Raw genomic sequence first — 15,303 nt, forward strand, 5'->3', positions numbered from 1 at the left:
CCGTACAGCTCGGACCGGCGCTTCCCGTCGCTGGAGGAGGGTGATGGCGACACCGGTCCTGGTGCGCCACGTGCCGCCCATCTAGATTCACACCTGTACCTTGGATACAGGAGCCACCATGAAGCTGGTATCGAGCAGCGCCATCGTCACGGGAGCGGGGCAGGGCATCGGGTTGGGAATCGCCGCGCGGCTCATGCGGGACGGGGCCAACGTGCTCCTCTTCGGGCGGACCGGGGAGAAGGTGGAGGCGGCCGCCGTGGAACTCAACCGGGTGGCGGAGGGGCGCACGCGGGCCGTGCCCTTCGCGGGAGACGTGGTCCGCGCGGAGGACGTGAAGCGGGCCATCGAGGTTGCGACGCGTGAGTTCGGCCTCCCGGGCATCCTGGTGAACAACGCCGGCTCGGCCACCCTCCGTCCGATGCTCGAGCTGCCGGAGGAGGAGTTCGACCAGATTCTGGCCATCAACCTCAAGGGGCCCTTCCTGTTCACCCAGGCCCTGGCGAAGGCGCTGGTCGCCGCGAAGCAGCCGGGCTCCATCGTCAACATCTCCTCGTTGAACCAGACGGCCGTGACGGACGGGCTCGCCCACTACTGCGCCTCCAAGGCGGGGCTCGCGAACTTCTCGAAGGTCGCGGCCTCGGAGCTGGGGCGGTACAACATCCGGGTGAATGTCGTGGCACCGGGAGCCATCCGCACGCCCCTGGCGGAGGGCGCCGGGCTCATGAAGGGGGCCATGGGGCGGGAGTTCCTCGCGCACACGCCGCTCGGGAAGACGTGCGGCGAGCCGGAGGACGTGGCGAAGGTGGTGTCGTTCCTCTGCAGCGACCTGGCGTCATGGATGACCGGGGACACCCTCGCGGTCGACGGTGGCAATCACATTCGCGGACTGCACAGCTATGCGGACACGCTAGGCCTCACCCGCCCCGTGGAGTGACGGCCGGCACCCTGCTTGAAGCATCTGTTACTGGGTTGCGATTCCGGCGCGGGCCGCGCGCAGCAGGCCGGCCCGCCCGGACGCTGCGTCAGGGGCAGCTCAGCGAGTACACCCACTCCGTGGTGGACTGGGCCGTGACGGGGTTGCAGTTGGGCTCGACGCGCACCTTCAACTGCCCCGACGTCCCTGAGTAGGCGAACGTCACGGTCCTGAGGGTGGAGGGGTCGCCCGTGGCCGCGCAGCCGGTATCCGCCACCAGGGTCGTGCCCGAGTAGACCTTGATGCGGTCGTGCACGGAGTAGGTGTGGTAGCTGAGCTTCACCGTCCCCGCCGCCTTGCCCATCTGGAACGTGCGCTCATCCACCTGCGCGCCGCCCGCGGTGGCCATGGAGTTGCACGAGCCCACCAGCGTGACCGTCTGATACGGCGTCCGCACGACGTTGGAGCTCTGGTCCATGCAGTTGCCGAAGAAGAGGTAGGTCCCCGGCGCGAGCGTGGCGGTGTGGCTCAGCGTGCGCTGGACGCCGGGCCCGACGTCGGTCGTGTCGCCGCGCAGCAGCCCGCCCGTCGTGTGGTGGATGGCGAGGTTGGACAGCCCGGAGACAGCGTCGCGCCCGGTGAGCGTCAGGTAGACGTTGCCGTTGTTCGCCGGGTCCACCGTCACCGTCTGCGTGCACACCTCTGGAGCCGTGTGGTCCACCGCGAGCGAGTAGGAGTTCTCCCGGGTGTTGCCGAAGCGGTCGGACGTCTCGAACCGCACCGGATACCAGCCCTCCGCGCGGTTGGAGACATCCACCACCACGTTGTTGAGCGTGAAGCTGGAGACGGGTGAGCTGCTCCAGGACTCATCCACCACCGCCACGCCGTCCACGAACACCTTCGCCGACCGGATGCCCGAGGTGTCGGTGGCGCTGTACTTCCAGTCCTGCTGGGGCGCGATGGGCGACCAGGTCGTCGGCTTGTTCGAGGTGAGGGTGACGGTCGGCCCGGAGGCATCCAGCGCGAAGTAGACCTTCTTCTCCACGCTGTTCCCGCGGGTGTCCTTCGCGGTGACCTTCACGTAGTGCGAGGAGCTCGTCCCGTACTGGCTCGGGTCGAGGGTAAAGACGCAGTGGCCGGTGCAGGGCTGCAGCGTCGTCCGTCCATCGATGAGGCCGGAGGAGATGCCCACCATTCCCTCGACGAGGCCGTTCTCGTCGGACACGTCGACGGTGACGACGGCATACGTGCTGCTCTTCTGCCCGGTGGTGATGACCACCGAGGGAGGCGTGCGGTCCGCGGGCGGGCCGACATTCACGGCTGCCCAGGCATCCTCCACCGCCTTGTACTCGGGGGTGTGCGGCACGCGCCCGTACAGCGTCATCGTCGCCTCGAGCATCATCTCGCGCGTCGTGGCGTAGTTGGTGATGCGCGAGAAGTAGACGCCGCTGAGCGTGTTGTACCAGAGCCAGTTCGCCGTGGTGATGCCGAGGCCGGTGAGCCCCTGGGGGAGGAAGGCGCTCTCCCGCTGCGGCTGCAGCAGGCCGGCGACCGGAGCCTGGCCCGCGGGGAGCACGCCGACGCTGAGGAAGTAGAACATCCGCCTCAGCGGTCCCGACGCATCGTGGGAGGCCGCGCTGTCGATGCCCGGCACCCAGGCGGGGTACAGGAACGGGTCGATGAACGAGCGGCCGTAGCGGGGGTCTCCCCAGTTCCCAAAAGTCCAGTCGCCCCGCACGGTGATGGGCTTGCGGCCCCCACCGCTGCTGCAGGTCAGCGGGGTGCACGAAGTCCCCAGGAGGGCAATGGCATCCGGCAGGTAGAAGCCCGCGACCAGACCGAAGATGTCCGCCGTCCCCTCATCCAGGCCTCCCAGCTCGCCGGTGGGGCCCGTCACCACGCCGGTGTCCAGCTCGAAGGTCATGTGGCCGACCTCGTGGGCCACCGACTCGATGTCGGTCAGCGGGACGCTCGAGAGCCCACCCTTGATGGAAATGTAACCGAGCACGACGACGCCATTGCCCATTGGGTGGGCATTGGCTTCCGGGTAGTGCACGTAGGCGTGGATGGGCCCGCCCTGGCCATCCCAGCCATTGCGGCCGTACACGTCGGCGAACATCCGATGGGTGCCGTAGACGGAGATGAATGCATCCGCCGCCGCGGTCTGCCCATTCACCGTATTGGGGCCCTGGGAGGCGTAGAGCTGGTTGTCACCCCAGCCGTTGACCGAGCTCTTGTAGTCGAACGCCGGCGAGCCATCCTTCTGGGCAGCGGCGGAGATGACGTCGCCCCGCTCGCTCTCGAGAGAGTAGACGCCCCGGCTCGACTGGTACGTGCCCATCGTCACGGTGCCGGCGAACGCACTGCGCAGCGACCCCTTCGCCATGACGGAGGGCGGGAAGGCCCGCTCCACCACGGCGCCGTCACGCTCGCGCACGAACAGCTCGCGGGGCGCGTCCGCGGAGAGCACGGACGACACCTTCACGCGGGTGCCCCGCTCGAACCCCACCACCACCGTCTCGTAGTTCGCGGCATTCCCTCCGGAAGCGCCCGGACGCAGGCGGCGCTCGTAGACGGGCTCCAGGACGACGTCGCCAGTGTCCCCCACCGTGAGCCCCTTCTTCGCGACGTGGGCCCGGGCCCGCTTCAGGCCCTCGGTGGCCTTCATCCGCGCGGGCGCGACGCCCTCGAAGGTGTCGGGCTCGCCGAGCACCTGGAGGGTGTCGTCCACGAAGACGATGACGCCCAGCTCACGCCCCGTCACGGGCGTGCCCTGGAAGACCTGCTGAATCCAGACGTGGGTGTCGCCCATGGAGCTGGTGCGGACACGGCGGACGCGGAAGGACAGGCCTGGCGTCCGCGAGGCGAAGCGGCGCTCCACCTCCGCGAGCGCGCGTGCCGAGCGCAGGTCTTCCCGCGCGCGAATAGCCGCGAGGTCCTCCGGGCTGGCATCCGGACGCATGGGCGTGGACGAGGGCGCGGCGGCGTCCCCCGGTTCTGACGGCGTGGGCCCGGGTGTGTCGGCGGAGTCTCCGCACGCCACGAGGCCCAGTACGATGAGTACGGACGCATAACGCGACTTCATCGATGTATCCCCCTCTGTTTGGCTTCGGGTACGGGCTGTATCAGCGAGCGCACCCGTGTGACAAATCAGCGCGGGGCGAGCCGGAATCCTCCCTCGAAGTTGCGCCGGGTCGCGGCATCGGGCAGGGAAGGGGCCATGCACAGCCCCATTGTCGCTCCCGTCGTCGCGCTCGTGTCCTGGTCCATGGTCATGTGGGCATGGATGTATGCCACGCGCCTTCCGGCCATGTTCAAGGCCCGCATGAAACCCGACCCGTACGCGCCGCGCGGCGAGCAGATGAGCACACTGCCGGCCGAGGTGCGCTGGAAGGCCGACAACTACAACCACCTGATGGAGCAGCCGACCATCTTCTACGCCATCACCCTGGCGCTGGCGCTGCTGGGCGAAGGAACCGGCCTCAACCTGATGCTGGCCTGGGCCTACGTGGGCCTGCGCGTGGTGCACAGCCTGGTGCAGGCACTCATCAACAAGATTGAGCTGCGCTTCGCGCTCTTCGTGCTGTCGTCACTGGCGCTGCTGGGGCTGACGTTCAAGGCGGTCATCGCCGTGCTTTGACCTGGTCCGTTGCCTGCATGGGACACCTGCTACATGCCTCCCGCCTGATCCTCCTCCGCTTCCTCCTCCCCCTGCGGCGCTTCCTTCTTCTTCTTGATGGCCGACTCATCTTCTTCGGGGAGCCCAGGGGGCGGCTCTTCGTCCTCGAGTCCGTCCCGCTGGCTCCGGGTTCGCTTGGGCCTGTCCTTCACGGCGACGTCTGGGTCCACGGACGACGACGGTCGGAACGTGGCGAAGGCCCTCGACGACCTGTCCTTGTGTTTCTTGAGGGCGGACTCATCTTCGCCAGGAAGCCGCGCCTCCTCTTCCTCTCCCGCGAAGACGACCTTGTCCCGGTCGCTCCGCGTGCGCTTGAGCCGGTTCGGCGCGGGAAGGTCCCCGGACGCGGACAGGGACTGCGACTCCTGCACGCCCTGCATCCCGTTGCCGTCCTCGCGGTCCTCGTCCTCCATCAGCGCCGAGGCCGGGATGACGTGGATCTCCTCGCAGCGCTTGCACAGGGCCTCCAGCCGCTTGCGCAGGTAGTCCAGTGTCCTGGGCGCATTCACGTCGAGCCTGCCCAGCTCAGTGCCCAGGACGATCTGGTGCTCCTCGTCCCGGGGGAGCACGAGCCTCCGGAACTGGCCGCTCTCCACCCGCCGGCTGAGCTCCTCCAGGTCTTCGTCGAGCATGGCCTTGTTCTTCTCGTAGTCGACGTCCGACAGGAGCCCCGTCTCGGGTGACGAGGCCCCGGAGAAGAGCAGCGTCCTCAGGGACACGACGTTGGAGGCCCCCACGACACTCGTGCTGGAGTCGTCACCCAGGGCCGGAGCCTTGAGCATCGCGTCCGAGACTTCCTGCATGTAGAGGTCGGACGCCTGCTGCTGCACCACCGACGGCACGAGCACGGCCGCCTGCGGGACGACCATCACCGTCCCCAGGCGCGCGTTCGCCCAGTCGATGAGCTCCTGGATTTTCTTCTGCAGGTGGGCCCACGTCTGGGGCGCTCCCGCCGGCAGGTCGGCGACCCCCGTCCCGATGTCGACGGTGTTGGTCGTGTGGTCCCACGGCACGACGAGCGTCATGTAGGCGCCGCTCTTGAGCAACTGGAGCGCCTCGTCGCAGTCCTCGTCGATGGCCTGCTGGTTCCTGGCCAGGTCCTTGTCCAGCATGCCCACCCCCGAGAACCAGCACGTGCGAATCCCGAGCGCATTCGGGTTCAGGCGGATGACGGCCTGGGTGGAGTGCTGCTCGCTCTTCTGCTGTCTGCTCTTCTTCTTCTCGACGTCGTTCTCACCGAAGAGGAAGAGGGCGTGGAGATGATGGGCCGGCGTGTCCTTCTTGAAGTAGGTCGTGCTTGGCCACAGATGCACCGGACCCTTCAGCGGGGACGACGAGGCCCCCTGCGTGGGGCTGGAGGACGCCTTGGCCTCGCTCTTCTGGGCAGGCTGCGGCACACCTTCCTCGGCGCGACGGCGGGGCGCGCAGAGGGGAATGAGCACGGGCGGTAGCGCCTCCTCCTCGGGGAGCGCCGCGCCCATGGGCCCCACGGCTTCGTAGTGCGTGTTCCCCAGGTTCGCGATCAGCAGCGTCCGCGCCGCTTCATGCCCCTCCGTGCGCGGCACGAAGTCCACGAGGTCCGTCCAGTACGAGGCGTTGCTCGTCCGGGCATGGAGGTCGAAGCGCACCCCGAACAGATGGGAGGCCGCCGCGAGCGCCACGTGGTCTCCCCAGACGCCATCCCGGCTCATCGCCCGGAGGTACTGGCGCCATTCGTCCGTCCCGACGACGCGCCGGTACGCGAGCTGGTTCGGCCAGGCCTCGCGATGCCAGTCGAGCATCAACTCCATGTGCTGGCGGAAGGCCGCCACCGGGAGGGGGCCCACCAGCCCCCCGTCGTCCTGCACGGTCCCCGCGAGCAGGTCGTCCAGGTGGTTGACCACCGCCTGGCGCACGTCGGCATGGTGGCGCTCGGTGCCGAAGAGGAGCTGGGAGAGCGTGCGGAAGAGGCAGTTCCCGCCCCCCGCGTTGGGTACCCGCGCCTGACCGATGAACGTCAGGTAGGTGTCCAGCGAGACGCCGTTCGCGGCGCCCCTGCCGCCGCCATCCGACTCGAGGACGGGCCGCTTGCCCCAGAAGTCCGCCGTGTCGAACCCTTCCGCCCGCAGCACGTCGAGCGTCTCGCGCACCTGCATGGCGTCCGCCACCAGCGCGCCCGCACGCGGGTGGTCCGCCTCGGGGACCCTGGCCGCGGCCTCCAGGATGTCGTCGAGCGCTCTCGTGGCCTCCTCGGCGGACCCCATGGACTTCTGGAAGGCGAGGCACAGCGCCTCCAGCGCCTCCAGCTCGGGGGAGCCCGTGGGCAGGAGCAGCGGCTCCTCCTCGATGACCAGCGCGTCCTGGCCGTTGTAGACGAGCTGGAGATCCGAGACGAGCGGCATGTGGTCGCTCAGCTTCTTCGCGGCCACCATCAGCGCTTCCCAGCGCGCGTCGTCCGAGCCCATGAGCTTCACGTCCGAGCCGCGAAGCTTGTCGAAGATGCGCTCTTCCTCCGGCAGCTCCCCGTCCTCCGTCTGGATGAGCCGCCAGAAGGGCTGCAGGTGCGTGGGCAGCAGCTTGCCGTGGATGAAGAAGAGTCCTTCCTCCTTCGCGTCGGCGAGGGCCATGGGGAACGGGATGACGAAGACCGATGACTGCTTCAGCGTCCAGCCATCCGCGCGCGGCGAGTACACGAGAATCTTGTCGTAGCCGCTCGCCCCGTAGCGCTGCTGCGGCGGGGTGACGAACGACTCGATGTAGCCCAGCAGCTCCTCGCCGGACGTGAGCGGTGCCTGCAGTTCGTGGCCCTTCGCGGTCTTGATTGGCGCGAATACCGCGGGGTTGATGTGCTCGTTGAGCAGCGTGCGCAGCAACTGGTGCGAGCCACCGCCAAAGTCGTGCTTGCTGTTGACGGCCCAGTCATCAAACACGCTCTTGGCGATGGTCGAGCGCTGGTCGGCCTGGGTGTAGAGGTGACTGGCATCCGCGCCCGGTCCCAGCAGCGTCGCGAAGAACTGGTGGAACGAGAGCCGCGGGATGCAGGTGTCGATGTACGGCGTCTCGTCCGGCGCGCGCTCCTTCTTGGGCCTCGCGGTGTCGATGTTCAGGTCCGACAGGATGACCCCGAGCGACTTCTCCCGACGCTCGTCCTTGCAGTACTGGAGGAAGGTCGGGAAGTCCCTGCCCCGGGCTTCCTTGTTGCGGTCACCAGGAGCCGGCGGGTGCCAGGCGACGACGCCCACCGCCGGCGCGTCCTTCACCTTGGCCAGTCGCACCGGAATCCGGAGGGGCTCGCGCTTGGAGAAGAGGCTCTTGACGGGGCTCGCCGTCTCCGCGTCCTCTTCCTCCCCGCCTTCGTCCATCTCCAACACCCCCGCCGCTTCGGCGTCCTCCTGCCCGGCCCCGACCTCCATCTTCAAGGGCGCTGACTCCGAGTCCCGCCGCGCCACGTAGGCGCTGAGATAGGAGATCGCCGTGGCATCCACCTCCACCTTGGACTTGCGCCACAAGACGCCGTACGCCTCATCCTGCGTATAGAGCCCCTTGATGGGCTGGTCGGGGACCGTTTCGGGCCACGACGCATAGGACTCCTCGCCGCGAGCCTCGCACTGGGCGTTGAGCTCATCGCGGATGCGCAGGAACTCGCGCAGGCCGGCATGTGTCTCCGGCGCGTCCTCCGTGTCGTTCTTCCGCTCCAGGTAGTCGGCGTACTTCGCCTCGTAGACGCGCTGCAGGTGCTCGTCGTTGGCGCGGTGCAGAATGTTCTCGAGGCCAATCTGTCGGACCGAGGGAGGCTTCTCGGGGGCCAGCCCTCCGACGATGGCCAGGAAGTACTGGAACAGCATTCCGCAGTGCAGACGCAGCTGCGAGACCGCGAGCTCCGCGAGGTCGTTGCGCTTCACCCGCTCCTCGGCGCCCGGCTCCCCCTTCTTCTTCTCGTTCGCCTCGTAGCGGGAGTGATAGGGCTGGAGCCAGTCGTAGTACCCCTCCTCCACGAGCAGGCGCACACAGAGCAGGCGGTAGACCTTGAGCTTGTGCTCCGGCCGCTTGTTCACGTCGATGTCGAGCGCGACGAGCCGCGGGTCCTTGTCTTCGTCCGTGTCTTCCGCCGCCTTCCGCCTCGGGCGGCCGAAGCGCTCGACGAGCTCGGGCTCGCACGCGCCCCAGCCCTTCTCGATGTTCTCGTCGAGTCTGGCCAACGTGTCGTCGCCAAGGCTCCGGGTCAGGTCACTCCACCCTGGATCGGGCGACGAGCTGGCGTCGAAGCCCGGCCAGATGGTTCGCCGCACCCTGGCGGAGAAGAACCTCGCCAGGTCGTTGAGGAGCGCCGCCTCCAGCTCCGTGACGCGCGCCACCTCGTTCGGCGCGGCGTACTTGACGTTGTAGCCCCCGGGCTCGACGAAGTGCCTGGCCAACCGCACCAGCTCCGCCAGCTTCTTGCCGCTGCCCGAGCGGCCGGCGTTCTGCTGCATGGGCACCGGGCGCTTGGGCTCTACCAGGCGCGCGCCGCCCTTCTTCTTCAGCTCCAGGATGGTGGCGACATCGGGTTTCGCCACGCGGATGACATGGGCCAGGGCGGAGATGGTCCACTGCTTGCGCACCGGCAGCGTCCCGCTGGGGCCGCCGCCCAGGTCCGCGATGTTCCACAGGAGCACCCGGAGCGGGAAGCTCGGGGGGAGCACGGGCTTGTCGGAGACGGTGGTCTCCTCGCCGGGCGGGACCCACCGCTCCTCGACGAGGTCATCCTCCATCGGCTCGGGTGGCGCCTCCAGGGGCGGCATGATGGCGTCGGCCGACGCGGCCCGTAGGGTCTCCCCGCTCAGCTCGTCGAAGGAGAGGCGATGCGAGCCCTGCGAATCCAGCTCCTCCAGGACGGCGTCGTACGCGTCACCCTCGAAGAGCTCGCTGCCCGGCTCGTCGTCCATCCCTCCCTCGTCGGGCTCGACCTCGTCGTCCATCCCGACTCGCACATCCTCTTCGGACACGGGCGAGGCGATGGGGGGCGGGACGAGGTCGGAGCCACACCCGGAACACCGAGGAGCGCCCGCCGACGTGCCGAGCACCACGTGGGTACCGCAGTTGGGACACACCATGGCGAAAGGCCTCCGGGGTTACGAGCGGTGAAGCAGACCCAGGGCAGCGCAGGTCGCTTCGTCCGCATGCCCGCTCGGAGGCAGCCCGAGCGCGTACTGGAACCACTCGACGGCCAGACGTGTCTTCGGGCCGAGCTGGCCCCGCTCGCCTCCGCAGGAGAACCCCAGGTTCTCCAGGCGCTCCTGAAGCCCCTCTGGAGCGCTCGTCGCCCGCAGCGCGGCGAAGCGCAGCACCAGACGCCGCTCGTCGGCGCGGCCGGGCGCCACCGTCACCTCGCCTCGCTCCGCGTGCTCCGGCAACAGTTGCACGACGCGTCCTCGTGCATCCGTCACCCCCTCGCGCGCGGGGAGCTCTTCTCCGTCGTCCATCCACAGCTTCAACAGGTAGGGCTGGTGCGCGCGGGGCTGGTGGACGCCGTCGCGCAGCACGAGCACCAGGGACAGGGGGATTCCAATCCGGTGCACCACCTGCCGATAGCCCGTCTCCACCGTGGCCCACTCCGTGGAGTAGGGCTGCACGGCGATGCGGGTGCCCGGAGCCGGGGCCACCTCGGACGCGAGCCGCTGCCCGCTCCGGGCATCGAGCAGACGCGAGGGCCTCACCCCCAGCCTCGCGGCGAGGACCGTGAGCGACTCCGTTCCATCACACGTCCACGAGAGCGCCTCCGACTGGGAGACGGAGTCCCAGCGGGCGCTGGACTTCGCCTCGAGTGGGGGCAGGGCGAGCCGGCCCAGCACCCGCCACAGCGCGGGCTCCACGTTGAGCAGGCGCAGGTGGTAGCGCCCCTGTTCCAGTCCCTCGAAGAGGGCGACCCCGTGCTCGTCCGTGCGCAGGCGCAACGCCGCGTCGCCCGTCGGCCGGGCCAGCTCCACGGCAATCCCCGGCAGCGGCGTCTCGCGGTCGTCGACGACGACGACCTCCACCCGCCCACTGGCCTTCTGGAGCGGACATGGGGCAACAGCCGGGTCCTGGCGTCGTGGGGTGGGGGGCATGGGGGCCGTGCCTCGGACTCAGGTGTCCTTCCCAGGCGGAGCATGGCGGAGGCGGAATGCCTCCTCCTTCCGCTGGTTTCTCAGGACGACGTCCTCGCGGCGGCGGCGCTCGCGCACCACCCGGTGCAGGCGAGCCGTCGGCTCGGAGACGGCGGTGTCATCCAGCCACGCGCGCATCCAGGCGTGCGGACGCTGCTCCTCGAAGTCCGCGCCCAGCGCCTCCGCGAGGTCGACGTACAGCCGCACGTCGTCGAGCTCGAGGACTCCGCGGACCGCCACCCGGCGCACCACGGGCCGCAGACGCTCGCGCGTCCAGGCGGGCTCCACGCGAGGCGCGACGGGCTCCAGCGGCGGTGGCTCCATGAGGAGCGCCTCGACCAGTTGCTCGACCCGCGCCTCGATCGTGGCGAGCCGCAAGGATGCCAGCTGCGACTCTCGAATCCGTAACAATCCTGAACGCATCCCGACCCGTCCCTGGGGCCGTGCCCCTCTGGCATCAGCCTACTGGCACGACGCCGGGTAGGACGGGGTGATGACGGTCTGCCCCGTCTGCGTGATGGTCAGGATGGTGCCCGCCGTGGCTCCGGTCACCGCCTTCGCCGTGGCGGTGAAGCCAGCGGTTCCGTTCAGCGTGACCTTGTAGATGAACCGGCAGCCAGCCACCCAGGACGCGTCCGGCACCGTCGCCCGGGTGCCATTCGAGCACCCCTCCGGGATGAAACCCACCAGCGGCAGGTTGGTGGAGTACTGGTCCATCTCCGCGTAGTACGACTGCTCCACCACGTAGATGTAGTTCATGTTGGACCGGGCCTCCCGCAGCTCGGCCTCGCAGGTGAAGGACTGCGGCGACTGGCACTCCGCGGAGTCCACGTAGCGGCGCACGCCGTTGCGCTCCAGCCAGAAGAGGATGCCGGAGACGGGGTGCGTGCCAATCTGGAGCGTGATGCCCGCGGACGCCGTCCCCGCCACCCCCTGCGCCACCGCGGTGAACCCCGGCGACGGATGCGGCGCGATGCCCGTGACCTTGTAGGAGAAGTTGCACCCGGACACCCAGCCCGCTCCCGGCACGGGGGCGCGGCTGCCGTTCGGACACGCCGCGGGCGCGAAGCCGGCGCTGGCGAGGTTCAGGGTGAAGGCATCGGACTGCGCGAAATACGCATGCTCCGCACCGAACAGCGACCGCATCCCCCGGATGGCCTCGCACTCCACCGTGCCACAGTCCACCGGCGTCCCCACGTCCGCCCAGGCGGTCGCGGACACCCCCGCCATTCCCACGCACAGCACGGACAGCCACTGCTTCAGGTTCTGCTTCATGAGGTGTGAGCTCCCTTTTGGAAGAAGTCGCGCGCTGGATGCAGGACGTGGTGGCGCTGACAGCGCCGCGGGAGGCGAAGGACCTGGAGCTCCTGGGGAAGGAGCGGGGCGCCTCGGCCCCGCCCCGTCCTCCGGTGTGCTTCAGGGGCAGGTGCAGCCGCCACCACACGCGTGCTCACGGTAGCAGGCGACGCTGCCACATGCGGCGGCGCACAGGTCCGACGTGTTGTAGTACCGGCGCGTGGTATCGCAGTACCACTTGAGCGGGCAGATGGCCTGCTGCGTGACGTCCCCCTCGGGGAGCTGCGCATCCACGGAGATGGACTCGGACGCGGGAGCCTGCTCGGGCTCGGACATGTCGCCGCCGCAGCCCGCCATGGAGAGGGTGAGGCCCGCGAAGACAGCCAGCAATGAAGAAGTCAGTCGCATCGGAAGAGCTCCTGGGTTCCACGAGGTTGGATTGCAGGTGCCATGTTATTGGCATTCACAGCTTACGCGGATTTGCGCATCTCCTGCGCATCTTCTCGGCGCGGCCCTCCGCGTCCCCGCTGCTCCCGCCCGCCACCCTCAACAGCGTCCCTGTCCGTCTCAGGCTCGACGTGCCCCATGGGCGCGATGGGGACGGCCCGGCTCAGGGCTCCGCGCCCACATGCGCCGTGAGCCACGCGCCTACGTCCCCGATGACCTGCGCCTTCTCTGGCTCGTGCACCAGGTCATGGAAGAGGCCGTCGTACAGCTTGAGCGTCTTGTCCGTGGCGCGGGCGCGCTTCACCAGGTCACGGCTGCCGTCGGGGTCCGTCAGCGTATCCCCCGTGCCGTGCAGGACGAGGAGGGGTACCGTCACATCCTCCATCCGCTCCGAAATCGTGCCGAGCGCGGAGATGAACTGGGACGCGGTGCGCGCCGGGCCGGGCTCCTGGAAGATGAGTGGGTCCGTCTCGTTCTCCCGCACCACGGCCGCGTCCCGCGAGAACTGCGTCGGGTCCACCTTCAGCACGTCCAGGTTGGGAAACACGCCGCCGAGCACCTTCGTGGCGGCGATGCGCGCCTTCGACACGCTCTTGCCCGCCTTCAGCGCGGGCGCGCTCAGCACGAGGCCCTGGACGGCGGGCTTCTTCTCCATCGTGAAGAGCGTGGAGATGGCACCGCCCATGCTGTGGCCGAAGAGGAACACCGGCCGGCCCGGCTCGCGCTGGCGCACCTGGGCCACGAAGCGCTCCAGGTCCGTCACGTAGTCCTCGAAGGAGTCCACGGCGAAGCGCACGCCCTCCGAGTGCCCATGCCCGCGCAGGTCGTACGCGTACACCGCGAAGCCCTGGCCCACGAGGTGCTCCGCCAGCTCCGCGTAGCGGCTGCCGTGGTCCTTGATGCCGTGCGTGACGATGAGGACGGCGCGGGGCTCCCCGCCCGTGGGCCGCCAGGACTGGGCGAAGAGGTGTAGGCCGCCAGTGCCCTCGAAGGTGGACTCCTCGTGGGCGACGTCCCGGCCGGCGAGGGAGGAGAAGGCGGTGGTGCTCGCGGCCGGAGTCCGCACGGCCTGGCTCGGCCCCTGGCACGCGACCAGGGTGAACAGGCACAGGAGGAGGAAGGACCGCGGCTTCGGGAAGGTGCGTGGAAGGTTCATGCCCACCGTGTGCCGGAAGTCCCGCGGGGGAACATCGGCCAGATGGCCTATGTCTTCAGCAGGTCGTTCTCCATGGCGAACAACGCCGCGGCGGCCCGCGTGGACACGCAGAGCTTGTCGTAGATGTGCACGGTGTGGTGCTGCACGGTGCGCGCGGAGATGGAGAGCTGCTGCGCCACCTCCTTGTTCGAGCATCCCCGCGCCACCAGCCGCAGCACCTCCACCTCGCGGTCGCTCAGCCCGGCGGGCCACGCGCCGCGCTTCCTGCGGGCCCGGTGTCCCGCCGCTTCGAGCACCGCGCGCGAGGCCTCCGCGTCCAGCCGCCGCGCGGAGACCTCTGCCTCCAGCTCGCGCGCGGCGTCGTCCGGCGTGTGCGCCGGGCGGTGGGGCCGGGCCTCCGTCAGCGCGTGGTAGCAGTCCGCCGCCGCGAGGATTCGCGCGGGCAGCGTGAGGAGCGCGGCCGGTGCGTTGCGGTGATAGCCCGAGCCATCCAGTCGCTCATGGTGCGCTCCCGCCAGCGCGCCCAGGGGCGCCAGCAGGGGAGAGCGGGCCAGCACGCGCTCCGTGTAGTACGGGTGGAGGCGGACGCGCTCCCACTCGGCCGCGTTCAGCGGGCCCGGCTTGTCCCAGAGGTTGGTGGGGACGCTCACCCGGCCCAGGTCGTGGAGCAGGCCCGCGCGGCGCAGTGACGTGCACGTGGCCTCGTCCAGCCCCGCGGCGCGGCCGGACGCCTCCGCCAGTGCCGCCACTCCCGAGGAGTGCCCCAGCGTGTATGGGGACTTCAGGTCCACGAAGTCAGCGAAGGCTCGCGCCACGTCCTCCAGCCTCGCGGCGTCTTCCGCCGGGCGCTTCCCGGGCTCGGCCGCGAGCACGGCGTCCCAGACCGATGGCGCTTCCAGGCGGCCCAGCAGCTCCGGGGCATGCTTCTCGAAGGCCCGCGCCACGCGAGGGTCGAAGTGGCTGCCGCCGCGCCGCCGCACCATGTCGCGGGCCGCCTCCGCGCCGCCGAGCCGGTGGTGCACCTCCGCCGCACAGGCCACGTGCAGGACGCGGGCGACGAAGGACAGCGACTCGCCTTCGCTGTCGCCCGGGGCTCCCTTGCCGTCCCAGCGCTCGTAGAGTTGACCGAGCGCCTCCGTCACTCCGGCGCCCATGCCCAGACGCGCGGCGAGACGCACGGCGACCTCGCAGGTGCTGCGCGCCATCGTGTCGTACGTGCGCCTCGCGGTGACCAGGGCTCCAGCCACCACGCGGGCCCGCTTCAGGGGTCCCGTGCCCCTGCCCAGCCGCAGGAGGGTGGGGGCGAGCAGCTCCGTCTTCCGGCCGAAGTCCACGGGCGCATAGAGCTGCTTCGAGGCGATGTCATCGCCCATCGCCGCGGCTTCCTCGGGCGCGAAGGCCGTGCAGCCCACGTAGCGCAGCATTGCGGCGTCATACGCGTCCGCCACTTCCTGCTCGGAGCCACCCGCCCCTCGCGCCAGCTCCACCGCGAGCAGGCAGGTGCGCAGCGCCGTCTCCAGCGGATTGCCATTGGCCAGGTCCGTGGCCAGCGAGAGGGCACCCAATACCTCGGCGAGGCGGAGCGTCTGGGCAGGGGAGGGCACGTGCCGAGTATCGCCTCGAATCCTCCCTCCCGGGGACGGGGATACGCAGCGACAGTGCGGTATCTCCGCGACAGGGGCTGCAAGGCCCGTCCACCGGCACGGCA

Annotated in this window: 10 protein-coding genes; 2 read left to right on the forward strand and 8 right to left on the reverse strand. The window is 69.6% G+C overall.

Annotated elements, in window-relative coordinates; translation table 11 throughout:
• Positions 1 to 118 precede the first annotated feature (118 nt).
• Positions 119 to 934 (forward strand): SDR family NAD(P)-dependent oxidoreductase, encoded by an 816-nt coding sequence (locus OV427_RS30325; protein ID WP_267859680.1) that lies wholly within the window; start codon positions 119 to 121, stop codon positions 932 to 934.
• Between the two features lie 88 nt (positions 935 to 1,022).
• Here the strand turns inward: OV427_RS30325 and OV427_RS30330 are convergent, their stop codons facing one another.
• Complete coding sequence (locus OV427_RS30330; protein WP_267859681.1) at positions 1,023 to 3,998, reverse strand: M4 family metallopeptidase; 2,976 nt, start codon at positions 3,996 to 3,998, stop codon at positions 1,023 to 1,025.
• A gap of 135 nt (positions 3,999 to 4,133) precedes the next feature.
• Here OV427_RS30330 and OV427_RS30335 point away from each other — a divergent pair, with 135 nt between their 5' ends.
• Entirely contained in the window at positions 4,134 to 4,553 is a 420-nt protein-coding gene (locus tag OV427_RS30335; RefSeq protein ID WP_267859682.1) for an MAPEG family protein, read from the forward strand.
• A gap of 29 nt (positions 4,554 to 4,582) precedes the next feature.
• Here OV427_RS30335 and OV427_RS30340 read toward each other — a convergent pair whose 3' ends face one another.
• From OV427_RS30340 to OV427_RS30370, 7 genes are all read right to left on the reverse strand, one after another.
• Positions 4,583 to 9,529: an OTU domain-containing protein gene (locus OV427_RS30340; protein WP_267859683.1), complete on the reverse strand. Its 4,947-nt coding sequence runs from the start codon at positions 9,527 to 9,529 to the stop codon at positions 4,583 to 4,585.
• 153 nt (positions 9,530 to 9,682) lie between these two features.
• Positions 9,683 to 10,588: a peptidoglycan-binding protein gene (locus OV427_RS30345; protein WP_267859684.1), complete on the reverse strand. Its 906-nt coding sequence runs from the start codon at positions 10,586 to 10,588 to the stop codon at positions 9,683 to 9,685.
• An 87-nt stretch (positions 10,589 to 10,675) separates the two neighbouring features.
• Positions 10,676 to 11,074, reverse strand: coding sequence for a hypothetical protein (locus OV427_RS30350; RefSeq protein ID WP_267859685.1), 399 nt, complete (start codon positions 11,072 to 11,074; stop codon positions 10,676 to 10,678).
• A gap of 84 nt (positions 11,075 to 11,158) precedes the next feature.
• Positions 11,159 to 11,971 (reverse strand): hypothetical protein, encoded by an 813-nt coding sequence (locus OV427_RS30355; RefSeq protein ID WP_267859686.1) that lies wholly within the window; start codon positions 11,969 to 11,971, stop codon positions 11,159 to 11,161.
• Between the two features lie 141 nt (positions 11,972 to 12,112).
• Positions 12,113 to 12,400: a hypothetical protein gene (locus tag OV427_RS30360; RefSeq protein WP_267859687.1), complete on the reverse strand. Its 288-nt coding sequence runs from the start codon at positions 12,398 to 12,400 to the stop codon at positions 12,113 to 12,115.
• 202 nt (positions 12,401 to 12,602) lie between these two features.
• Positions 12,603 to 13,595: an alpha/beta hydrolase gene (locus OV427_RS30365; RefSeq protein WP_267859688.1), complete on the reverse strand. Its 993-nt coding sequence runs from the start codon at positions 13,593 to 13,595 to the stop codon at positions 12,603 to 12,605.
• Positions 13,596 to 13,642: 47 nt separating this feature from the next.
• Positions 13,643 to 15,199 carry an HD domain-containing phosphohydrolase gene (locus OV427_RS30370; protein ID WP_267859689.1) on the reverse strand — a complete coding sequence of 519 codons (1,557 nt, stop codon included), beginning with the start codon at positions 15,197 to 15,199 and terminating at the stop codon, positions 13,643 to 13,645.
• Positions 15,200 to 15,303: the final 104 nt, after the last annotated feature.

Source organism: Pyxidicoccus sp. MSG2 (genome assembly GCF_026626705.1).
In the GTDB taxonomy this organism is placed as follows: domain Bacteria; phylum Myxococcota; class Myxococcia; order Myxococcales; family Myxococcaceae; genus Myxococcus.